The following is a 22,970-nucleotide window of genomic DNA, read 5'->3' on the forward strand; positions in this document are numbered from 1 at the left end:
ACACCAGTTTTATTGCATTAGTCAAGTTTCGGCTATTAGGTCATGCCCTTGGGAGCTAATCACCGTAGCGCGGATGATTTCACCTGTCCGATAGCGTTTGGAAGGCTTGCTGGGGGGTAAAACCCTCACCAAACCATCAATTTCAGGGGCATCACCGATAGTTCGGCCGATGCCGCCTGAGTCATCTAAAGAATCAATTAGTACCTGGATGCGCTTGCCCACCTTTTGAGATAGACGGCGAATTGATATTTCTTCTGCCTTGGCCATGAATCGAGCCCTACGCTCCTCTCGAATAGCATCAGGAACTGGGTTATCTAGCTGATTTGCTAAAGCGCCATCCACTGGTGAATAGGCAAAACATCCCGCACGATCGATTTGCGCCTCGTCCAAGAAATCCAATAAATATTGAAATTCTTCTTCGGTTTCTCCAGGAAAGCCAGCAATGAAAGTGCTGCGAATGACTAAATCTGGGCAAGCTTTACGCCATGCCAAGATACGCTCTAGATTTTTCTCGCCACTCGCGGGACGTTTCATGCGCTTGAGTACATCTGGATGAGCGTGTTGCAAAGGGATATCCAAGTATGGCAACACCCCATAACCATGTTCAGAAAACTCAGCCATTAAAGGCAACACATCATCCACGTGAGGATAGGGATAAACATAATGCAATCTCACCCATGCCTGATGCTCGCGCGCAATCTTGTTTAAGGCATTCACCAAATCAAACATCCTGGTTTTGACTGGCTTGCCATCCCAAAAGCCTGTTCGATATTGAATATCTACGCCATAGGCACTTGTATCTTGGGATACAACCAGTAATTCTTTAACGCCTGACTCAAATAAGCGCTTCGCTTCCAATAAAACTTCACCAATCGGTCGTGATACTAAATCGCCGCGTAAATTCGGAATGATGCAGAAAGTGCATCGATGGTTGCAGCCCTCAGAAATCTTCAGATAAGCGTAGTGCTTGGGGGTAAGTTTGACACCTGCAGGAGGAACTAAATCCGTAAATGGATCATGTGGCTTAGGCAAATGCAGATGGATCGCCTGCATGACTTCATCAGTGGCATGGGGCCCAGTAACTGCTAGCACTTTAGGGTGAATGCTTTGAATTAAATCGCTACCGTCGGCATTCTTTCTAGCACCAAGACAACCAGTTACGATAACTTTGCCATTTTCTGCCAAGGCTTCTCCGATTGCGGAGAGACTTTCCTCAACAGCAGAATCTATAAAACCACAAGTATTAACCACAACAAGATCTGCGCCAGAATAATCTTTTGCGGTTTGATACCCCTCCGCACTCAATTGCGTCAGAATCAGCTCAGAATCAACTAATGCCTTGGGGCAACCCAAGGAGACAAAACCAATTTTTCCAGCCACAACTATTCTTTTTCAGATTTATTCGACTGTTGTGCAAATGGAAAGCTACCAAACATATTGTGCGAGCCTTGCATTTGTTCTTGCATCTTCACGAACAAATCCTTGCTTTGCTCCATGTAGTTGCCCATCAGATTTTGCATCAGCGGGTTTTGCAAGTTGAGCATTTGCGCCCAAGCTTCTGGAGTACTGCCGGCACCAAGACCTTTAGTCTGGTCACCTAGTTTGTTGTGAATATCCACAAAAGACTGCATTGTCTTTTCTAAATAGTTCCCCATGAGGCCCTGCATAGAATTGCCATAAAAACGAATGATTTGGGAAAGCATTTGGGTTGAAAATACTGGTGCACCACCAGCCTCTTCTTCCAAAATAATTTGCAGCAGAATATTGCGCGTTAGATCTTCGTCCGTCTTGGCATCTACAACCTTAAAATTTTCACTTGTCATCACCAAGCCTTTGATGTCGGCTAAGGTGACATAAGTACTAGTTTGTGTGTCGTAGAGGCGACGATTTGGGTACTTCTTAATAAGCCGATCTTCACCAGCTTTTTTGGAACGGGTAACCATTTTTTTCCTTACAGATTACTGCAACGCAACATCAGCATAGTTTAGCCTTAGTTTGAACAAAAGGTAAACAAGCTGATTTGCGCCCCTTCAATACAGCAATTTTGGCCAAATTAACCTGTATGGATACCGCCGTTTAGCGAGAAGTCTGCGCCCGTAGCGTAGCCACCATCATCTGAAGCAATCCAGCAGCAGATAGATGCGATTTCTTCTGGGGTGCCCAAACGCTTCACTGGAATGCCAGAAACAATCTTCTCAAGGACGTCCTCGCGAATGGCCTTAACCATATCTGTGCCGATGTAGCCAGGAGAAACAGTATTAACAGTTACGCCTTTAGTTGCCACTTCTTGAGCCAAAGCCATCGTGAAACCATGCAAGCCAGCCTTAGCAGTGGAATAGTTACATTGACCAAACTGGCCCTTTTGACCATTCACAGAAGAAATATTGATGATGCGGCCCCAGTTGTTATCAACCATGCCATCAATCACTTGCTTGGTGACATTGAACAAGGAGTTAAGGTTGGTATCAATTACAGCCTTCCATGCATCTGGAGTCATCTTACGAAATACGCTGTCACGAGTAATGCCCGCGTTATTAACTAATACATCCACACGGCCCACTTCTGCCTTTACTTTTTCGAAGGCAGCTACAGTGCTATCCCAATCAGACACATTACCCTCAGAAGCAATGAAGTCATAACCCAAAGCCTTCTGCTCACCAAGCCAACGGTCTTTACGCGGCGAATTAGGACCGCAACCCGCGATTACCTTAAAGCCATCTTTAGCCAAACGTTGGCAGATGGCGGTACCGATACCACCCATACCACCAGTTACATATGCGACTTTTTGCGACATTACTTTCCCCTTGTAAAAAACCTTCGTTAAATTGTGATGTTGTTTGTTCTACTTAGAAATTTTTTCTTTGACATAAACACCTGGCGCAGCCTCTTTCTTTTTATGCTTTTCATTGCCATAGGTGTCGCTTGCAGGTTTACGTTCACCAGCATGCTTCTCCAGCCATTCGGTGTAATTTGGCCACCAGCTTCCCGGAATTTGTTTTGCTCCTTCGAACCACTCATGCGCTGTTGGAGCAATAGCATTGTTTTCAAACCAATAGCGCTTATTCTTCGCAGGTGGATTAATCACTCCTGCAATATGACCAGACGCGCCTAAAACAAAGCGGTTGTTGCCCTTAAGGATATGAGTGGATTCATATGCGGATTGCCACGGCACAATGTGATCTTCCTGTGACGCATATAAATAGGCTGGGCATTTGATCTTGCCCAGATCAATCTTTTCACCGCAAATGGTGACCTTACCCGGTTTGATCAAGTCATTTTGCAAATAGGTGTGACGTAGATACCAGCAATACATATTGCCCGGTAAGTTTGTAGAGTCACCGTTCCAATAAAGCAAATCAAATGGGGGTGGTGAATTTCCTTTAAGGTAATTCTCAACGACATAGTTCCAAACTAAATCATTGGGGCGCAAGAAAGAAAAGGTATTGCCTAAATCTAAGCCAGACATCATGCCGTAATTGCCTGTTTTGCCACCAATCGTGTTTTCGCGTAACTCCACCATCGCTTCATCAATGAAGACATCCAAAATACCAGTGTTAGTGAAGTCCAATAAGGTGGTAAATAAAGTCAAACTTGCTGCAGGGTGTTGATCCTTAGCAGCCAATACAGCCAGCGCAGAAGTGGTTAAGGTGCCGCCTACACAGAAGCCCAAGATATTAATCTTCTTAGACTCGCTGATTTCTTGAACAACATCAATTGCTTTGATCACGCCCTTGCCTACGTAATCATCCCAGCTGACTTCAGCCATCGATGCGTCTGGGTTCTTCCAAGAAACCAGGAATACCGTGTGGCCCTGAGCCACCATATGGCGAACTACAGAGTTATCAGGTTGTAAATCAAGGATGTAATACTTATTAATGCAAGGTGGCACCATCAGATAGGGGCGCTCAAAGACTGTCTCAGTTAATGGCGTGTACTGAATCAGCTCAAATAACTCATTTCGAAAGACCACATACCCTTCAGTAGTGGCAATATTTTTACCAACCTCAAATGCACTCTCATCCGTAATCGAGACCTTACCTTTTTTCATATCGCCGAGCAAATTGACGATACCCTTTTGGATGGATTGCCCTTGCGTGCTAATGATGTTTTCTAGCACCTCTGGGTTGGTAGCAATAAAATTTGAAGGTGATAATGCATCAATCATTTGCTCAGTAGTGAACAAGATTTTTTGACGCGTCTTCTCGTCCGTCTCAACTGCTTTTGCAAGAGACATTAAATGCTTTGAATTGAGTAAATATGTGGCAGCAATGACTTTGCTCCAAGAGGAATGCCATGCTTTGCCAGCAAACCGACGATCCTTTACTTCAATCGCCTCGGGATTAGTGGCGAGATGCGCCAACTCCGCAAAATATTCCTTTTGGATTTCTGCCAAACGTTCTTGAGGGATTAACGCCATATGGTGCGGTGCCAAAGATGGCGTCGCACCTGTATTCATGCCTGCAAACATAGTCTTCTCTTCTATTTATTAAGAGCATTCTCCACCTGTATATGCAATTGAGTTATACGCAATAACCCTAGAAGTAGGGTTAAGCTAGTAATAACCCTCAGTGCATAGGTAATGCTTAGAAAACAAACCAGAAGATAAATCAGACTACTAAGACTAGGATATCCAAATCAAACTTGCAAACCTACCTGTTACCCCATCCCTACGGTAGGAAAAAAATTGTTCTGCTTGGGTAACAGTGCAATAGTTGCCACCGTAAACCTGCTGAAGGCCAATTGACTCTAAGCGACTGCGCGCCAATAGATACAAATTGGCCAAATATTTACCTGGTTTATTTGGTATAGCCGTGAAGGATTCATCTGGAAATGGAATTTCTGCATCTTGAAAAGCCTCTAGGACATCTACGCCAACCTCAAAAGCCTGGGGTCCGATAGCAGGGCCCAAATAGGCCAATATACCCCTCGCAGAATTCACCCCGGACAAAATTTGCATTTCTTTTACGGTGTTTTCTAGTACGCCATTACATAAGCCTCGCCATCCTGCGTGCGCAGCACCAATGACACTACCCGAATCGTTAGTGAATAAAACGGGCAAACAGTCAGCAGTCATGATTGCCAAAACTTCACTCACTTGATTCGTCACAATCGCATCCGCTTCATCGAGGCGGGAACTCGGAACACTAACATTTACTCCATGCACTTGCTTTAACCAAATAGGATTACTTGGAAGAGACTCTTGTAATAAAGCACGATTTAATAAAACCGTTTTAGGATCATCACCAACGTGACCCCCTAAGTTAAGAGAATGGTATGGAGCTAGACTATACCCTCCGGCTCTGCAAGTTATAGCCGTGCGTACCTGTAATGGCGCAGGCCACATAGGGAGAAGCAATTGGACTCTTGGTTTGGCATCGCTCATTTAGCGTCTTGGCCCTGATGAATCGTGGCTAATACCACCTGCTCTTGCGGAAGATCTACGCTCGACATGCCTATCTTTGGCAATAGCTTCATTAAATCTGTTTGAGGATCCCTAAACCAACTCACAAGCTCATGGGTCTGAGGATGTTGCAAACTGAGCGCAAAGGCATGTAATGCTTGTCGTGTAAATGGCAAAGACTGTGCTGCCCCAGGAGTTTTCTTGCGATATACAGGATCACCCAGCAAAGGAAATCCTAATGACTCAAGATGCACCCGAATTTGATGTGTGCGTCCAGTTTCAAGGCGGCACTCAAGCAAGGAAACGGGATGCTCCAGAAATGTTCCCTTTGCCAGCCTACGATAGGCAGTTGCCGCAGGTTTGCCTTGTGGGCTAGCGGCAGACATCTTTAGTCGATCACGTTGATCTCGACCCACCGATGCCAGCACCTTACCTTGAGCGGGTGTATCACCCCAAACCCAGGCCAAATATCGACGCCCTACCGTTCGATCTTGTAATTGACGAACCAATGCAGTCTGAGCATGAGAGGTTCGTGCCACCACCATCAAGCCAGAAGTATCTTTATCTAAGCGATGAACAATGCCTGCACGTGGCAGCAATTTGAGTTCTGGGTATCTAAATAGCAAACCATTCAATAAAGTCCCCGACCAATTGCCAGCGGCAGGATGAACCACCAAGCCAGGTGGCTTATTGATCACAATCAGGGATTCATCCTCATAAACCACGTCAAGAAGAATGTCTTGAGGACTAAAAGCATGTTGCTCAGGCATCTCCTGCGGAAATACCTTAATACTCTCTCCACCCCTTAATAAATAGCGCGCTTTGGTTACCTTGCCATCTACCATGACAGCGCCTGCCTCGACCCATGTTTTGAGGCGATTACGGGAATAATCCGGCAAAGATACCGCCAGCGCCTTATCTAGGCGTTCACCGGCCATCTCCATAGGCATTTCTAGAGAGATGAAATCCTCTTCATCGATATAATCAATGGGATTCGAATCAGGAGTTTGCGGCAATGCCACGCTTAAAGAGCCTTTCAGTTATGTCCGGAGCAATATCAGACGCCAGTTTAAGGCTTACTGGATCTTTTGGGCTACTAGCCATGCTTATCTGCAGCGCACTCCTCCTAGGCGGTTGTGCTGGCAGCGATGGCCAAAAAGATGACACCGATATCTGGTCAGAGTCTAAGTTGTATTCAGAGGCAACCGATAAGCTTAACGATGGCGATTTTGCTAAGTGCGGAAAATACTTTGACAAACTTGAAGCACGCTTCCCCTTTGGCCCTTATTCACAACAAGCGCAAATTAATGCAGCCTACTGCTACTGGAAAGCTCAAGAGCAAACCCAGGCCTTAGTTGCAATTGATCGCTTTATTAAATTACATCAAGGCAGTCCAACCTTAGATTACGCCTATTACCTCAAAGGCTTAATTACCTTTAATGATGACTTGGGTTGGCTTGGAAAGTTTACTGGTCAAGATTTAAGCGAACGCGATCCTAAAGCGGCCAAAGAAGCATTTGAATCATTCAAAACCGTAGTTGAGCGTTTCCCTAACAGTAAATACGCCCCCGACTCCTTAGATCGCATGCGTTACATCGTGAACTCGTTGGCTGAAGCGGATGTCATCGTGGCTCGCTTCTACTACCAGCGTGGCGCTTATCTAGCGGCGGCCAATAGAGCTCAGCTAGTGATTAAAGATTATGACCGAGCCCCCGCGGTTGAGGAGGCCCTGTACATCCTAACGAAGTCTTATGAAAAGCTAGGTCTAACCCAGTTAAGTAATGACACATTACGGGTCTTTAAACTGAACTTCCCAGACAGCCAAATGATGGAAACTGGGCAACGAGTTCAGAAAGAACGTCGTTGGTGGCAGATCTGGAATAAATAAATCCAAGCAATTTATCTTTGCTGAGTTAATAAAAAATCCTCTTTTATAGAGGATTTTTTATTGCTGCATGCCAATCAGTAAATTGGATGCTTTCATTTATTTAATAAGCTATTTAATTGATACTGGAACTCTAGGTGCCACAGCGCAAAGTAATTCGTAGCCAATAGTGTCACTCATCCTCGCCACTTCATCTACTGGTACCTTGCTTCCCCATAACTCGACTACGCTACCAATTTTGGCATCAGACGCATTTCGCAAATCAACTGTCAGCATATCCATCGATACACGTCCAACAAGCGGACATATAACACCGCCATTAGAGTCAATTGAATTACCCACCCATACAGGTGTACCATCTTTTGCGTGACGCGGGTAACCGTCAGCATAGCCGCAGGCAATAATGCCTATGCGCATATCCTCGGGAGCAATAAAACGACCGCCATAACCAATTCGATCTCCCTTGTGGAGATCTTGTATATCAATGATTTCGCTACGAAGCTGCATGACTGGCTTCAGGTGAGCATGCTCAATATCTGAATATAGGCCGGTTGGTGAAGCGCCATAGAGCATGATTCCGGGGCGAACCCAGTCACCGAGTGCATTACGGTGCCACAAGATAGCAGCTGAGTTTGCTAATGAAGTAGAACCTGCAAGACCGTCGGTAGCTTGGCTAAATATTTCAAGCTGACTTCCTACGGTAGGCGCCTGATTAATTTGATCGGCATTAGCAAAATGTGTCATGTGATGCATGTGATAACCGGCTACATGCAATCGATGGAAAATCGTTCTGTAATTTTCTGGTTTGAATCCCAGGCGATTCATGCCGGTGTTCATCTTCAAAAAAACACTAATAGTCTTATGGACTTTATCGGCGTACCGCTCTAACCAGTCCACCTGAGCATCACAATGCACTACCAAGTCACAATGCAACTCTTGGGCTAGATCCAATTCATTTTCATGAAAAAGTCCTTCCAGGAGCAAAATACGACCCTGCCAACCATGCTCTCTAAGCCAGACAGCATCTTGGATGTCTAGAAGCGCAAAACCGTCAGTAGAGCCAAGCCCCTTGAGGGCGGCCTCAAACGAATGGCCGTAGGAACGCGCCTTTATGACTGCCCAAATTTTCGACTCAGGAGCAAGCTCGCGGACACGGCTCAAATTGTGCGCAAAGGCCTGGGTATCAATAGATGCCAAAATTGGTCTATTAATCAAGCCATTAGCTGAAGCACCCATATCCACCCCTCCTTTCATGTTTTAATTGTATTAATGACTAGATTGTACGAATGAACCGTAGTTTTTACATCATTATGGCGGCGCAATTTTTTTCGTCGCTAGCTGATAACGCCCTGCTCATTGCAGCAATTGCTCTTCTGGCCCAGCTTAGCGCTCCGGCCTGGATGACTCCTTTGCTCAAATTATTCTTCGTATTGTCCTACGTAGTGCTCGCCGCATTTGTTGGCGCCTTTGCGGATTCCCGCCCAAAAGGCAATGTTATGTTCATTACCAATACTATTAAATTCATTGGTTGCGTTGCGATGCTTTTTGGTGGGCACCCATTACTGTCCTATGCGATTGTTGGCTTAGGTGCTGCGGCATACTCTCCTGCTAAATACGGAATTCTGACTGAACTCCTCCCTGCAGAAAAATTAGTAGCCGCAAATGGCTGGATTGAAGGTCTCACTGTTGGCTCTATTATTTTGGGTACAGTACTAGGTGGTGTATTAATTAGCAGCACTGTTTCACAAAGCTTACTTGCATTAGATATGCCAAGTTTTGATACCGGCATCGATACTCCAGCGGAATCTGCAATTCTCATCATCATGATGATTTATGTCGTTGCAGCCCTGATTAACCTCAAGATTCCGGATACAGGGGCACGCTACGTCTCTCAAAAGACAAATCCCATTGCACTGATTAAAGATTTTTCCATATGTTTTAAAACACTTTGGAACGATCGTCTTGGACAAATCTCGCTAGCGGTGACCACCTTGTTTTGGGGTGCTGGCGCGACTTTGCAATTCATTGTTATTAAATGGGCGCAGGTTGCCTTGCATATGAATCTTTCTCAGGGTGCAATATTGCAAGCCATTTCAGCGGTAGGAGTGGCTGGAGGAGCTGTATGGGCCGCTTGGCGCGTTCCACTACGAAACTCTCTCAATGTATTGCCATACGGCATCGCCATGGGCTTAGTAGTTTGTGTAATGGCTATCTACAACTCGGATCTACTACCTAATACACCACTCGTGACAATCGGAAAATTGCAAGTTACATTGAACTTATTGCCTGCATATGGATTGCTCATTTTGGTTGGCTGGCTTGCTGGTTACTTTGTGGTGCCCATGAACGCTCTGTTGCAGCATCGCGGACATGTATTGATGTCGGCGGGCCACTCTATTGCAGTACAAAACTTCAATGAGAATATTTCCGTTCTAGCAATGTTGGCAATCTACTCCTTGCTAATTTGGCTAGATGCACCTGTTCAAGGTGTCATAGTTGGCTTTGGGCTTGCTGTCAGTGGGATCATGTGGCTTGTAATCAAGCGTCACGCTCGCAACCAAGCGGAATATGATTCCATGCATCTCATCGGTGAGCATAAACACTAATTATTCAGTACTTATTAAGTACCACTTAGTAGCTATTGGCGCAATTAACTATTTTGCAAAACAGATTTAGCTAATAACAAGTCTTGCCAAAGCGAGGCCTTCTCTTGCGGCTTATTAACGACTTGCGCCAGGTCTTGCGATGCCACTACCGGAATCTCATCATCGTTACCGGTATTTAAGGCCAGTATGGTTTCACGCAATTGAGGCAAAAGATCTCGTTCACCCGTGATCTTTTGCGCAGCCGGACCTCCAAAGGCAACCGCAATAACAGGCAAACCATCCTCTGGTAATTTCAACTGAGATAAATCATCGGCCGGAAGTCTCCATGACCATTCATGAGATGACAAACCCAAAACCTTGATCACATTCTGAAACAAAAGCTGAGCATCACCCTGCGGCTTAGATCCAAAAAACCACCAATGTGAACGAGGGGAAGGCTCGCTGTCTTGTGGCACTGAGGCTTCAGGTGAAGCTTCTGGTGCAAGCACAGAAGACGCAGTGGTATCACGGGACACCCACTCTGTGATTCCCATTTCCTTTAGATAGCTTGCGTGTGTATGGCTCATGGCTCTAGCTTAATGGATTTTGCCATCACAATTGCATCTTCACGAATACCTGTCTCTTGACTGGCTGGGTAGTAGCCTTTACGAAGACCGATCTGCTCAAAGCCTAGTTTTTGATATAAAGACAATGCCGGCTCATTAGTAGGTCGCACTTCTAAAATAATTCGAGGCATTTTTTGTTGAGCCGCAACCCCTTCAATTGCCTCCATCATGCGAGCGCCCAACCCTAGCTTTCTTAATTCGGGTGAGACAGTAATATTCAGAAGATGAAGCTCATCTACCGCAGGATACAGAATGCAGTAGGCCCATAGGGCCTGAGAATCCAGAAAGGTACCCGGAACTTCTTCATCTTTACTAAGGCTTGGTCTAATGCAATATGCCCAATGCGCGGCGGCCAATGAGTCAGAGAAATTTCCCCTGGTCCAAGGATGTAAGTGAGAAACGGCCTCAATCGCTAATACAGCATCTAAATCAGTTAGCTGCATTGGCATAAAAGAAAGCTCAGCCACGTCTTTTGGGCTTGTCATTGTTATTCGCTTTTCTTAAACGCCTGCTCACGCTCTTCAGTAGTAAGAGCTACCTTATTGCGAACATAAAGCGGCTCTAATTCATGAACGGAAATATGTTTGCCACTCGCAAACTTTGGTATGGCGCAATTTAATACGCCCAAGGCAGATACATTGATATCCCCATCCAGACGATCCTTAGGTAACTCACGATGCTTAAATAAGCGATTGCCGAAAGCAGGTATTGCACTACCAGCTAAATACTCTGCACCATTAAGATCAATTGACTCGGGACTACTCAGATGAATATCACCCAATCTCTTGGGGGCTATTCCTGGAGACTTATATTCATATTTTGCCCAGTAAATTTCATCCATACGTGCATCTATGGCAATGACAAATTGACTTGGGTGTACTTTTTGAAAGTTTGGATTGGCTATCAACTGCATTGCAATTGAATCTAGGCTTGCAACAGGAATCACTGGCAAGTTTGCAGCTACTGCCAATCCTTGAACAGCAGCAACCCCCAAGCGCACGCCGGTGAATGCGCCAGGGCCAACACCAACAGCAACCGCATCTAAATCTGCAATGGCAAGCTTAGACTCTAGAAGTAACTCTTCAATCCAAGGCAATAGCAATTGACTGGCACCAGCGGCAACCGGCTGGTGTCGAAATGTAGGCTCTGAATCACCTAAAGATAAAGCCACCGAACACCAAGCTGAAGAGGTGTCGATGGCCAATATGCGCGTCAAATCAAACTCTTTTTGCGTTGGCCAAAACCCAAATTATGAACGCAAACCTACAATCACCTCTGGAGGTGCTTGAACCAGTTCAATTAACACCCCTTCACCACTCATCGGAAACTCGTCATTTCCCTTGGGATGGACGAAGGTGATGTCGTGACCACCGGCGCCTTTGCGAATACCACCAGGCGCAAAACGCAAGCCATTCGCGGATAACCACTCAACCGCCTTTGGCAGATCATCAACCCATAGGCCAATATGATTTAGTGGAGTTTGATGTACAGCTGGTTTTTTATTGATATCTAGCGGCTGCATGAGGTCAACCTCGATCTCATGTACGCCACTGCCAATAGCACAAATATCTTCATCCACATTCTCACGCTCAGAAACAAAAGTGCTTTTGTACTCAAAACCAAACAAATCAACCCAAAGTTTCTTTAGGCGATCCTTATTTTCGCCACCAATAGCAATTTGTTGAATCCCGAGAATCTTAAAAGGCTTTGCTGTCATTTGATTTGCCTCTTATTCAAAACGAATAATCAATTGATCAACCGCCAAACTGTCGCCTTCTTTGGCGCAAATCTCAGCGACAACACCATCCTGAACAGCAGAAATCGTATTCTCCATCTTCATTGCCTCAATAGAAGCTAGCTTTTGACCTGCTGTCACAGATTCGCCCACCTTCACAGCTATCTTCGTAAGCAAACCAGGCATTGGTGACATGATTAGTTTAGAAGTGTCTGGTGGAAGTTTCACTGGCATACGACGTTGCAATTCAGCACCCAAAGGACTGAGAACCATGCACTCATAATGCGCGCCATCAAGAACTAAATAAAACTTTACACCCTTGCGCTCCACTTGAGCAGTGATTTTTTGGGTGCCATTAATGGTCGCATTAAGACAAATTTGACCGGGCCTCCAATCACTCACGATGTCATAACGGCTAACACCGTCTTTTTCATCGATATAAACAGAATAGACACCGTCTTTTAGCTCAACACGAATTGGAACCTCGTACGGATCAGTCATTGAGCCCGTTTTTTTGCCCGTTACAACGACAAATTTCTTAGCAATCACCATCTCATGACCCGCCAACTGTCCATCGATCATCTTGATGTGCTCAAGGTAACGATAGCGCATAAATGCAGCCAATGCGGCTAATCGCTTAGGGTCAGCAGGTTGTACCGAATCCTTCTTAAAGCCCTCTGGGTATTCTTCAGCAACAAAACCTGTAGTGAAATCGCCATTCACAAATCGCGGATGTTGCAACAAGGCCGCCTGGAAAGGAATATTGGAATGAATGCCGCGAATCACAAAATCATTCAGTGCAGAGCGCATTTTCTCAATGGCCTCACTACGATCTTTACCATGCACAATCAACTTCGCAATCATGGAGTCGTAGTACATCGGAATCTCGCCACCTTCGTATACGCCAGTATCCACGCGAACGCCATTCACAGACTCTGGTGGACGATATTTCACAAGGCGTCCTGTTGAAGGCAAGAAATTACGGAATGGGTCATCCGCGTTAATACGGCACTCCATTGACCAACCGTCTAATTTCACATCTTCCTGTTTGAATGCCAATTTTTCGCCAGCAGCAACACGAATCATTTGCTCCACCAAATCCAGCCCAGTGATACTTTCGGTAACTGGATGCTCTACCTGCAAGCGAGTATTCATTTCAAGGAAGTAGAAAGACTTGTCTTTACCAACTACAAATTCCACCGTTCCAGCAGACTGATAGTTAACAGCTTTTGCGAGTGCAACAGCTTGCTCACCCATAGCCTTACGTGTCGCAGGATCAATAAATGGGGATGGCGCTTCTTCAATGACCTTTTGATGGCGACGCTGAATAGAGCAATCACGCTCATTCAAATACACTACATTGCCATGTGAATCACCCAACACCTGAATCTCAATATGTCTTGGGCCTTCGACAAATTTTTCAATAAAGATCCGGTCGTCACCGAAACTATTCATTGCCTCAGTCTTACAGGCCGCAAAACCTTCGGCTGCTTCTTTATCATTAAATGCAACACGCAGGCCTTTACCGCCGCCACCTGCAGATGCTTTAATCATGACTGGATAGCCAATGCCTTGAGCAATCTTGACAGCCTCTTCAGTGGTATCAATTGCATCGTTGTAACCGGGGATTGTATTGACTTTAGCCTCTTGTGCTAATTTCTTAGAAGCGATTTTGTCACCCATGGCTGCAATAGACTGATGCTTAGGACCAATAAAGGTAATACCCTCTTGTTCGCAGCGCTTTGCAAATTGCTCATTCTCAGACAAGAAGCCATAACCAGGATGAACTGCTTCTGCGCCTGTATCTTTACAAGCCTGAATGATTCGATCTATCACCAGATAGGACTCTCTTGATGGAGCAGGCCCAATACAAACTGCTTCATCGGCGAGCTGTACGTGTCGAGCTTCTTTATCCGCCTCTGAATACACGGCAACCGTTTTGATACCCATCTTTTTGGCGGTTTTCATCACACGGCAAGCAATTTCACCGCGGTTAGCAATCAAAATTTTCTTAAACATTTTCGTAGTCATTTTTATCAGCGCCTTTACAGAGGAATATTGCCGTGTTTACGCGCAGGATTTTTCAAGTCTTTATCTTTTAGCATTGCCAAAGAGCGGGCGATACGTTTACGGGTCTCATGCGGAAGAATGACGTCATCAATATATCCACGCCGACCTGCGACAAAAGGATTTGCAAACTTCGATTTGTATTCCGCTTCGCGCGCGGCAATCTTTTCGGGGTCTGATTTCTCTTCCCGGAAAATAATTTCCACTGCGCCCTTTGGTCCCATTACTGCAATCTCAGCAGAAGGCCAAGCAAAGTTGACATCACCACGTAAGTGCTTGGAAGCCATTACGTCATATGCGCCGCCATAAGCCTTACGAGTAATCAAGGTGACTTTCGGCACTGTGCAGTCCGCATACGCATAAAGCAACTTCGCGCCATGTTTAATGATGCCGCCGTACTCTTGGGCTGTACCAGGCATGAATCCAGGAACGTCAACCAATGTCACGACTGGAATATTGAAAGCATCGCAGAAACGTACAAAACGTGCAGCTTTGATGGATGCCTTAATATCCAGGCAACCTGCAAGCACTAAGGGTTGGTTCGCCACGATACCGATTGAGCGACCTTCCATGCGAGCAAACCCGATTACGATATTCTTTGCGTAATCTGGCTGGAGCTCAAAAAACTCACCATCATCCACAATCTTCTCAATCAACTCCTTCATGTCATAAGGTTGATTAGGGTTAGAAGGAACTAACGTATCTAAGGAGAAATCTGGCTCTTCAGTACGGTTCGCGCCTTTAATCAGTGGCGGTTTCTCACGGTTAGATAAAGGTAGATAGTTAAAAAAGCGGCGCAACATCATGATGGCATCGACATCATTGTCAAAAGCCAAATCACACACGCCCGATACGGTTGAATGCGTCACAGCACCACCCAACTCTTCAGCAGTGACATCTTCATGTGTCACTGTTTTCACCACTTCAGGACCTGTTACGAACATATATGAACTGTCTTTCACCATAAAGATGAAGTCGGTCAGTGCCGGTGAGTACACGGCGCCACCGGCAGATGGCCCCATGATCAAGGAAATCTGCGGAATCACACCAGAAGCAGTGACGTTACGCTGGAAAATTTCTGCATAGCCGCCCAGAGAGGCTACACCCTCCTGAATACGAGCGCCGCCAGAGTCATTCAAACCAATCACTGGTGCCCCTACTTTCATGGCCTGATCCATGATCTTGCAAATCTTTTCAGCATGCGCTTCAGACAAAGAACCACCTAAGACTGTGAAATCCTGTGAGAACACAAATACCAGGCGTCCGTTAATCATTCCATAACCAGTGACTACGCCATCACCAGGAACAGTTTGGTCACCCATGCCAAAGTCGTGGCAACGGTGTTCAACAAACATATCCCACTCTTCAAATGTGCCCGCATCAAGCAAGAGCTCAATACGCTCACGGGCTGTCAACTTACCCTTTGAGTGCTGAGCCTGAATACGCTTTTGCCCACCACCAAGGCGTGCCAGCTCGCGCTTTGCCTCTAGTTGTTGAATGATTTCCTTCATTACCTACTCCTTAGAAAAATTCATGACCCATGGACTCCAACAAGCGTCTTGCTGCTACTGAAGGCGCCATGGTTCCTTGATTAACTTCTGCAACTAAATTTGGTAGAAGCGCTTGTACCGCTTCATTACTACGAAATGCGTTCTTCAGACCAGCATCAATACGGTCCCACATCCATGCACCAGCTTGATTCTTACGGCGCGAGTCGAACTTGCCGTTTGCCTTCTGTAGCCTTTCAAAATGAGAAATCTTCCCCCACAATTCCGGCACACCTCTACCCTCAAGGGCACTCAAAGTCATTACAGTTGGATGCCAAAAATCAGCATCGTGGGAAGCATGGTCTGGATTTCCTTGAAAGCCCAATAAGCGCAATGAACTGGTAATAAAGAGCTGTGCACGCATTGCGGCATCGGGATCAATATCGACTTTATTAATCACGATTAAGTCTGCGATTTCCATGACGCCTTTTTTGATCGCCTGTAAATCATCACCAGCATTAGGCAACTGAAGTAACAAGAACATATCCGTCATACCCGCTACCGCTATTTCACTTTGGCCAACACCCACTGTCTCAACGATGACAACATCAAAGCCTGCAGCCTCAGCCACTAACATTGCCTCACGGGTTTTCTCAGCAACACCACCTAAGGTTAAGGACGATGGGCTGGGCCGTATAAAAGCATTCTCCAATACCGAGAGGCGCTCCATGCGAGTTTTGTCGCCAAGGATTGAGCCGCCAGATAAGCTAGATGAAGGATCAATTGCTAGTACCGCAACCCGATGACCTTTTTCAATCAAATACAGCCCAAGTGATTCAATCAGGGTTGATTTGCCAACCCCCGGAACCCCAGAAATACCCAAACGAAAAGACTTCCCCGTTTTTGGCAACAAGGCATTAAGCACTTCATCGGCACGCTTGCGATGATCCAGACGAGTCGACTCAAGCAGAGTGATGACTTTCGCTAGCGCTCGACGCTGTTTAAGCGAAGGAGCGCCAGTGAGTTCATTCACTAAAGCCTGATCAACTGCTTCGAGCATTTTGTCTATCCCGCCTAGATCGTATTAAGCAGGTTTAACTGATTTACGAATTTGCTCAAGCACGTCTTTTGCTGAAGCTGGAATCGGTGTGCCGGGACCATAAATACCTTTAACTCCCGCTTCGTACAGGAACTCATAGTCCTGTCTTGGGATAACGCCACCCACGAATACGATAATGTCGTCAGATCCTTGCTTTTTTAACTCAGCAATGATTGCTGGCACTAAGGTCTTGTGGCCAGCTGCGAGTGTAGATACACCCAATGCATGCACGTCGTTTTCAATTGCTTGTCGCGCGCACTCTTCAGGAGTTTGGAATAGAGGTCCAATATCCACGTCAAATCCAAGATCGGCATAAGCAGTTGCCACAACCTTTGCCCCGCGATCATGGCCGTCTTGACCAAGCTTGGCAATCATCACGCGCGGACGGCGGCCAAACTCTTTTGCGAAATCAGCGATTTCTGTTTGTAATTTTGCCCAGCCCTCTGCTGAGTCATAAGCAGCTGCATACACTCCGGTCACCTTTTGAGTATCGGCGCGATGGCGCCCGTAAACTTTTTCCAAAGCATCAGACACTTCACCAACTGTCGCACGCAATCGAATTGCATTCACAGAAAGTTCCAATAAATTGCCTGTGCCCTCCTCGGCGGCTTTAGTTAAGGCCAGCAATGCAGCTTCTACCTTTTTACTATCACGCTTTGCCTTGATATTCTTTAGACGCGCTACCTGTCCATCGCGAACCTTGTCGTTATCAATCATTAATACGTCAACTAGATCCTCTTTCGCTAGCTTGTATTTATTCACGCCAACAATCACATCAGAACCAGAATCGATTTTTGCTTGCTTCTCAGCAGCAGCTGCTTCAATTTTGAGCTTTGCCCAACCACTTTCAACAGCCTTGGTCATGCCGCCCATTGCATCAACCTCTTGAATAATCTCCCATGCTTTGTCTGCCATTTCCTGGGTCAAACTTTCCATCATGTATGAACCAGCCCAAGGGTCGATTACGCTAGTGATGTGAGTCTCTTCTTGTAGGATAAGCTGTGTATTACGGGCGATACGGCTTGAGAACTCCGATGGCAAGGCAATCGCCTCATCCAAAGAATTGGTATGCAAAGACTGCGTGCCACCAAATACGGCAGCCATCGCCTCAACAGTTGTTCTCACCACATTGTTATACGGATCTTGCTCAGTCAAAGACCAGCCCGATGTTTGACAGTGCGTACGCAACATCAATGATTTTGGATTTTTTGGTTCAAAGGACTTCATAATGCGCCACCACAGTAATCGTGCCGCGCGCAACTTAGCCACTTCAAGATAGAAGTTCATGCCAATAGCAAAGAAGAATGAAAGACGTCCAGCAAAACCGTCTACATCCAGACCTTTTGCCAATGCTGTTTTTACATACTCTTTACCGTCAGCCAAAGTAAACGCCAATTCCAATACTTGATTAGCGCCCGCCTCTTGCATGTGATAACCCGAAATGGAAATCGAGTTGAACTTTGGCATGTTCTTTGCGGTGTATTCAATAATGTCACCGATGATTCGCATCGAAGGCTCAGGTGGGTAAATATAGGTGTTACGCACCATGAACTCTTTCAGAATGTCATTCTGAATCGTCCCAGACAGTTGCTCTTGTTTAACCCCTTGTTCCTCGCCAGCAACAATGTATCCTGCCAATACAGGCAATACCGCGCCGTTCATCGTCATTGATACGGATACCTTATCTAACGGTATGCCATCAAACAAGATCTTCATATCTTCCACAGAATCAATGGCTACACCAGCTTTACCAACGTCACCAGTTACGCGAGGATGATCAGAGTCATAGCCACGGTGTGTAGCCAAGTCAAATGCAACAGAAACACCTTGACCACCAGCCTCTAAGGCTTTGCGATAAAAAGCATTTGATTCTTCTGCAGTTGAGAAACCGGCATACTGGCGAATCGTCCAAGGACGGACTGAATACATTGTTGCCTGAGGGCCACGTATAAATGGTTCAAATCCCGGTAAAGTATCTGTGTAGTTAAGATCTTTAGCGTCAGAAGATGTGTAAAGTGCTTTGAGATGAATTCCGTCAGGAGTTTTCCAGCCAAGCTGATCAACATCTCCATTGGGCGCAGACTTTTGCGCTGCTTTATTCCACGAATCTAAATTGACATCCGGAAATGATGGCCATTCTTTGTTAGATGGATTTTTCTTTTCTGAACTCACAAAACACTCCCTAGTTTTTTGTTGCATTGCATATAAGATTCTCTAATTCTGCTTGACTATTTGTCATTTGTCTAGATATCATGTATTCATAATTATGAATACAAAACTGAATAATAGACCCCTATATGAAGACGTTGCAGATCGGCTTCGGGAGCAGATTTTCGCCAAACAGCTTGCCCCAGGAAGCTGGTTAGATGAGCAAAGCTTGGCGGATCAATTTGGTATCAGTCGCACCCCCATGCGAGAAGCCATCAAGGTTTTGGCGTCTGAGGGGCTAGTAACCATCAAAATGCGTCGCGGGGCTTATGTCACCGAGATTGCTAGAAGCGACTTAGAACAAATTTTTACCATTCTCTCCCTGCTTGAAGGCGAAGCGGCAAAACAGACTGCTCTCAAGGCATCAGAGGAAGAACTCAACCAACTTGACTATTGGCATCACCGCTTAGAAAAAGCTGCGGCCGATAGGGACATTGAGCAATTTTTTGAAATCAACGGGAAATTCCACGAGCTCATTCAGGAAATTGCTGGTAATCGTTGGATGAATGGTGTCATCGCAGATCTTCGCAAGGTGTTGAGGTTACACCGCCGTGACTCTCTTACGAGCACAGGAAGACTTCAAAATTCCCTGCTTGAGCACCGAGAAATTCTGAAAGCTCTTCTAAAGCGTGATCAGACAGGTGCAGAGATGGCAATGCGGAAACACGTGGAACGAGGACTAGAAGCGCTTAGGTAAGCCTGCCTAGTTAAGTTTGATAAACAAGTTGCTTGGTAAACGAGTCTTTAGTAGCCCTGAAAACAACAAAGGCTTAGAAGTTTATCTAAGCCTTTGCTTTTTACTGCGATCAAAAAGAATTACTTCTTGTTTACAAAATTCCCTGGTAAAGATGCCACGTACGCAGCAATGTCGTGCAAGTCAGCATCAGAGAAAGACTGAACCTGAGAGCCCATCACCGCATTGTTGCGGCCAAATTGCGCATTGCCATTGCCTACTTTGTAAGCCTTTAATGCGTAGTAAATATAGTCAGGGTATTGGCCGGCGAGCTTAGGATAAGCGGGCAAGATCGGGGCATTTAATCCAGCACCATGACAAGAAGCGCAATTTGCCTTCTCTACCAAAGCCTGTCCTTTTTCAACGCTTGCAGCATTGGCCGCACCTACCATACCAATACTGGATAGCAATACTGCTGTAACTAGTGCAAATTTCATAAACGCCTCTATTACTTCAATGGGTTATTCGGTGAGCTGGCAGTTTGCGCAGCATAGTATTCGCCAATGTCAGCCATATCTTGATCAGACAAGCTCGCTGCAATAGAACGCATTGTTGGATGCTTTCTTTCACCCTTCTTGTACTCAGACAAAGCAGTAGCAATATAAGCGGCATTTTGACCGCCCAACATTGGCACTCGATATACCAATGGATAATCAGCACGGTAATCAGGAATTGAATGGCAGCCTACACAGAGCCATACCTTGGCGTTACCTGCGCTAGCATTACCCTTAATTTCATCAGCCTGGACTGCAAATCCAGCAAAAGCTAGGCCAGCACAGACAAACAATTTCGAAAGAATGGAGAGTTTTTTCATAGAAATCAGTATTAATGAGTTTGATTTAAATCAACTGGGGAGAGTATAGCGGAGAGTACGTCATTTAACCCGCATTTGAGCCAGACTTTGGCCCTTACGGCGCCAAAAATCAGTAGAAATACTGAAAAACTGACGCCATTTACCTATACTGGAACACCCCATGGAACGGATTTTGATTGGCCAAAATGAGCTCAGCACAGAAGACTAAGAACCCTAATACCCCAAAGCGCTTCGATGGAAGCCAACAATATGTGGCAACTGATGACCTCAAATTGGCTGTAAATGCTGCCATGGCGCTTCAACGACCTCTCCTGATTAAAGGAGAGCCTGGTACGGGTAAAACGATGTTGGCTGAAGAAGTGGCTGCCGCCCTCAATATGCCGCTCCTGCAATGGCATATTAAATCCACCACAAAAGCGCAGCAAGGACTCTATGAATACGACGCGGTTAGTCGCTTACGTGATTCCCAGTTAGGCGATGAAAAGGTAAAAGACATTCGCAACTACATTGTGAAAGGCGTCTTGTGGCAAGCATTTGAAGCAGATCAACCCACTGTGTTACTCATTGATGAGATCGATAAAGCAGATATTGAATTCCCAAATGATCTTTTGCGTGAAATTGATCGTATGGAGTTTTATGTATATGAAACTCGCGAACTCATTAAAGCAAAACATCGTCCCTTAGTCATTATCACATCGAATAATGAGAAAGAATTACCAGATGCATTCTTGCGTCGATGCTTCTTTCATTACATTAGTTTTCCAGATGCAGGCACAATGCAAAGTATTGTGGATGTACATCACCCCAATATCAAGCAGGATTTACTCGATGCGGCTTTAAAAGCCTTTTATCAAATCCGTGCTTTGCCTGGGCTAAAGAAAAAGCCCTCCACCTCTGAGTTAATTGACTGGCTTAAGCTCTTGCTTGCAGAAGATATTCCACCAGAGGCACTCTACTCACAAGATGACAAAATTGTGGTGCCACCCCTACATGGAGCTTTGCTCAAAAATGAGCAAGATATTCATCTATTTGAGCGTCTTGTAATGATGAATCGCAACCATCGTTAATGCTTCTGTCTTGCCTTAATAACAAACTAAAGCAATGTTGATTCCATTCTTTCTGAAACTCAAAGAGGCTAAGGTGCCTGTTTCCGTTAGAGAGTTTTTAACCTTATTAGAAGCATTGAAGTCGGGTGTAATTGCTCCATCTATTGATGAGTTTTATCAACTCTCACGTATGACACTAGTGAAAGATGAACAGTACTTTGATCGCTTTGATCAAGTGTTTGGCAGTTGCTTTAAGGGTATAGAACAAATCATCGCCCTATCACAGGATATACCGGAGGATTGGCTAGAGAAAAAATTGCAGCGGGTTTTGTCTGAGGAAGAGAAAGCAGCACTGCAAAAACTCGGCGGCCCTGATGCACTTCGAAAGCGACTTGAGGAGTTACTCAAAGAGCAAAAGGAATGGCACGGTGGGGGCAATAAATGGATAGGCGCTGGCGGCTCGTCCCCTTTCGGCCATAGTGGCTACCACCCAGAGGGTATTCGTATTGGTGGCGAGAGTGCTGGCAATCGCACGGCCATCAAAGTTTGGGAAGCGCGTGAATTTAAGGATTACGATAGCAACTTGGCCCTTGGCACCAGAAATATCAAAGTAGCTCTCAGGCGATTACGTCGTTTTGCTAGGCAAGGCTCCGCACTTGAGCTTGATTTAGACAAAACGATTCATTCGACTGCAGCTAACGCTGGCATGCTTGACATTCAAATGCGGCCAGAACGTCATAACCAAGTCAAAGTATTACTTCTGATGGATGTTGGTGGCTCAATGGATGACCACATACTCCGGATTGGTGAGCTATTTTCGGCAGCCAAAGCGGAGTTTAAGCACTTAGAGCACTACTATTTCCATAACTGTGTTTATGAAAACCTTTGGCAAAGCAATCGTCGTCGCAGAGATCAAGTTACCGCTACACAGGACATTATTAATAAGTATGGCCCAGACTATAAATTAATTTTTGTCGGCGATGCCACCATGTCTCCATATGAAATTCTCAGCCCTAATGGATCGGTTGAGTACAACAATAAAGAGGCTGGCGCAGTATGGATCAACCGCCTCCTTGAACACTTTCCACGCTTTGCTTGGCTCAATCCCGAACCTGAATCCATTTGGGAATATCGTCAATCCATCGACATCATGAAAAATCTCATGAAAGACCGCATGTATCCCGTTACCTTAACTGGGCTAGAGGCTGCTATGCGACAACTCTCAAAATAAACTATCAGTAAGATTTACATTTAGCCCCTCTCTTTTTATTAACCATTGACCGA

Annotated in this window: 22 protein-coding genes; 5 read left to right on the forward strand and 17 right to left on the reverse strand. The window is 45.5% G+C overall.

The features are described from left to right. Nucleotides 1-21: 21 nt before the first annotated feature. The 6 genes from rimO to IC571_RS05475 form a co-directional block, all read right to left on the reverse strand. Complete coding sequence (rimO, locus tag IC571_RS05450; protein WP_215315300.1) at nucleotides 22-1,380, reverse strand: 30S ribosomal protein S12 methylthiotransferase RimO; 1,359 nt, start codon at nucleotides 1,378-1,380, stop codon at nucleotides 22-24. Nucleotides 1,381-1,382: 2 nt separating this feature from the next. After that, complete coding sequence (gene phaR, locus IC571_RS05455; protein ID WP_215315302.1) at nucleotides 1,383-1,943, reverse strand: polyhydroxyalkanoate synthesis repressor PhaR; 561 nt, start codon at nucleotides 1,941-1,943, stop codon at nucleotides 1,383-1,385. 110 nt (nucleotides 1,944-2,053) lie between these two features. Beyond that, nucleotides 2,054-2,794 (reverse strand): 3-ketoacyl-ACP reductase, encoded by a 741-nt coding sequence (locus IC571_RS05460; RefSeq protein ID WP_215315304.1) that lies wholly within the window; start codon nucleotides 2,792-2,794, stop codon nucleotides 2,054-2,056. Between the two features lie 48 nt (nucleotides 2,795-2,842). Beyond that, complete coding sequence (gene phaC / locus IC571_RS05465) at nucleotides 2,843-4,468, reverse strand: class I poly(R)-hydroxyalkanoic acid synthase (protein WP_215315306.1); 1,626 nt, start codon at nucleotides 4,466-4,468, stop codon at nucleotides 2,843-2,845. Nucleotides 4,469-4,621: 153 nt separating this feature from the next. After that, on the reverse strand, nucleotides 4,622-5,383 hold the full coding sequence (gene pgeF / locus IC571_RS05470; RefSeq protein WP_215315308.1) for a peptidoglycan editing factor PgeF: 762 nt from the start codon (nucleotides 5,381-5,383) through the stop codon (nucleotides 4,622-4,624). Beyond that, nucleotides 5,380-6,423: an RluA family pseudouridine synthase gene (locus tag IC571_RS05475; RefSeq protein ID WP_251373232.1), complete on the reverse strand. Its 1,044-nt coding sequence runs from the start codon at nucleotides 6,421-6,423 to the stop codon at nucleotides 5,380-5,382. Before IC571_RS05475 ends, pgeF begins: the two co-directional genes overlap by 4 nt. A 20-nt stretch (nucleotides 6,424-6,443) precedes the next feature. Here IC571_RS05475 and IC571_RS05480 point away from each other — a divergent pair, with 20 nt between their 5' ends. Then, nucleotides 6,444-7,289 (forward strand): outer membrane protein assembly factor BamD, encoded by an 846-nt coding sequence (locus IC571_RS05480; RefSeq protein ID WP_215317823.1) that lies wholly within the window; start codon nucleotides 6,444-6,446, stop codon nucleotides 7,287-7,289. A 108-nt stretch (nucleotides 7,290-7,397) separates the two neighbouring features. Here the strand turns inward: IC571_RS05480 and alr are convergent, their stop codons facing one another. Beyond that, on the reverse strand, nucleotides 7,398-8,498 hold the full coding sequence (gene alr / locus IC571_RS05485) for an alanine racemase (RefSeq protein WP_215317824.1): 1,101 nt from the start codon (nucleotides 8,496-8,498) through the stop codon (nucleotides 7,398-7,400). A gap of 74 nt (nucleotides 8,499-8,572) precedes the next feature. On the opposite strand from alr, the gene lplT reads away from it, so the two are divergent. Further along, the gene (gene lplT / locus IC571_RS05490) at nucleotides 8,573-9,892 is read left to right on the forward strand and encodes a lysophospholipid transporter LplT (RefSeq protein ID WP_215315310.1); all 1,320 of its coding nucleotides are present in this window, start codon (nucleotides 8,573-8,575) and stop codon (nucleotides 9,890-9,892) included. A gap of 44 nt (nucleotides 9,893-9,936) precedes the next feature. On the opposite strand, the gene IC571_RS05495 is transcribed toward lplT, so the two are convergent. Genes IC571_RS05495 through scpA form a run of 8 tightly spaced genes read right to left on the reverse strand, consistent with a single transcriptional unit; the run spans nucleotide 9,937 to nucleotide 19,084 of the window. Continuing rightward, complete coding sequence (locus IC571_RS05495; protein ID WP_215315312.1) at nucleotides 9,937-10,458, reverse strand: DNA polymerase III subunit psi; 522 nt, start codon at nucleotides 10,456-10,458, stop codon at nucleotides 9,937-9,939. Continuing rightward, complete coding sequence (rimI, locus tag IC571_RS05500) at nucleotides 10,455-10,982, reverse strand: ribosomal protein S18-alanine N-acetyltransferase (protein WP_215315314.1); 528 nt, start codon at nucleotides 10,980-10,982, stop codon at nucleotides 10,455-10,457. The genes IC571_RS05495 and rimI overlap by 4 nt, the downstream gene beginning before the upstream one ends. A 2-nt stretch (nucleotides 10,983-10,984) precedes the next feature. Continuing rightward, nucleotides 10,985-11,713: a tRNA (adenosine(37)-N6)-threonylcarbamoyltransferase complex dimerization subunit type 1 TsaB gene (gene tsaB, locus IC571_RS05505; RefSeq protein WP_251373234.1), complete on the reverse strand. Its 729-nt coding sequence runs from the start codon at nucleotides 11,711-11,713 to the stop codon at nucleotides 10,985-10,987. A gap of 33 nt (nucleotides 11,714-11,746) precedes the next feature. Then, on the reverse strand, nucleotides 11,747-12,214 hold the full coding sequence (locus IC571_RS05510; protein WP_215315316.1) for a VOC family protein: 468 nt from the start codon (nucleotides 12,212-12,214) through the stop codon (nucleotides 11,747-11,749). 12 nt (nucleotides 12,215-12,226) lie between these two features. Next, nucleotides 12,227-14,251, reverse strand: a complete 2,025-nt coding sequence (gene accC, locus IC571_RS05515) for an acetyl-CoA carboxylase biotin carboxylase subunit (RefSeq protein WP_215317826.1) — start codon at nucleotides 14,249-14,251, stop codon at nucleotides 12,227-12,229. A 26-nt stretch (nucleotides 14,252-14,277) separates the two neighbouring features. Continuing rightward, nucleotides 14,278-15,810: an acyl-CoA carboxylase subunit beta gene (locus IC571_RS05520; protein WP_215315318.1), complete on the reverse strand. Its 1,533-nt coding sequence runs from the start codon at nucleotides 15,808-15,810 to the stop codon at nucleotides 14,278-14,280. A 10-nt stretch (nucleotides 15,811-15,820) separates the two neighbouring features. After that, nucleotides 15,821-16,846 (reverse strand): methylmalonyl Co-A mutase-associated GTPase MeaB, encoded by a 1,026-nt coding sequence (gene meaB / locus IC571_RS05525; RefSeq protein WP_215315320.1) that lies wholly within the window; start codon nucleotides 16,844-16,846, stop codon nucleotides 15,821-15,823. Nucleotides 16,847-16,870: 24 nt separating this feature from the next. Beyond that, nucleotides 16,871-19,084, reverse strand: coding sequence for a methylmalonyl-CoA mutase (scpA, locus tag IC571_RS05530; RefSeq protein ID WP_371742880.1), 2,214 nt, complete (start codon nucleotides 19,082-19,084; stop codon nucleotides 16,871-16,873). A gap of 67 nt (nucleotides 19,085-19,151) precedes the next feature. Between scpA and IC571_RS05535 the strand changes: the two genes are divergently transcribed. Continuing rightward, complete coding sequence (locus IC571_RS05535; RefSeq protein ID WP_215315324.1) at nucleotides 19,152-19,790, forward strand: GntR family transcriptional regulator; 639 nt, start codon at nucleotides 19,152-19,154, stop codon at nucleotides 19,788-19,790. Between the two features lie 119 nt (nucleotides 19,791-19,909). Here the strand turns inward: IC571_RS05535 and IC571_RS05540 are convergent, their stop codons facing one another. Next, nucleotides 19,910-20,263: a cytochrome c gene (locus IC571_RS05540; RefSeq protein ID WP_215315326.1), complete on the reverse strand. Its 354-nt coding sequence runs from the start codon at nucleotides 20,261-20,263 to the stop codon at nucleotides 19,910-19,912. Nucleotides 20,264-20,274: 11 nt separating this feature from the next. After that, the gene (locus tag IC571_RS05545; RefSeq protein WP_251373236.1) at nucleotides 20,275-20,640 is read right to left on the reverse strand and encodes a cytochrome c; all 366 of its coding nucleotides are present in this window, start codon (nucleotides 20,638-20,640) and stop codon (nucleotides 20,275-20,277) included. Between the two features lie 185 nt (nucleotides 20,641-20,825). On the opposite strand from IC571_RS05545, the gene IC571_RS05550 reads away from it, so the two are divergent. Both IC571_RS05550 and IC571_RS05555 read left to right on the forward strand, forming a co-directional pair. Continuing rightward, nucleotides 20,826-21,707: a MoxR family ATPase gene (locus IC571_RS05550; RefSeq protein ID WP_215315327.1), complete on the forward strand. Its 882-nt coding sequence runs from the start codon at nucleotides 20,826-20,828 to the stop codon at nucleotides 21,705-21,707. Between the two features lie 34 nt (nucleotides 21,708-21,741). Continuing rightward, on the forward strand, nucleotides 21,742-22,917 hold the full coding sequence (locus IC571_RS05555; RefSeq protein WP_215315329.1) for a VWA domain-containing protein: 1,176 nt from the start codon (nucleotides 21,742-21,744) through the stop codon (nucleotides 22,915-22,917). The last annotated feature ends 53 nt before the right edge of the window (nucleotides 22,918-22,970 follow it).

Origin of the sequence: Polynucleobacter sp. MWH-UH2A (genome assembly GCF_018687195.1) — a bacterium.
GTDB lineage: Bacteria > Pseudomonadota > Gammaproteobacteria > Burkholderiales > Burkholderiaceae > Polynucleobacter.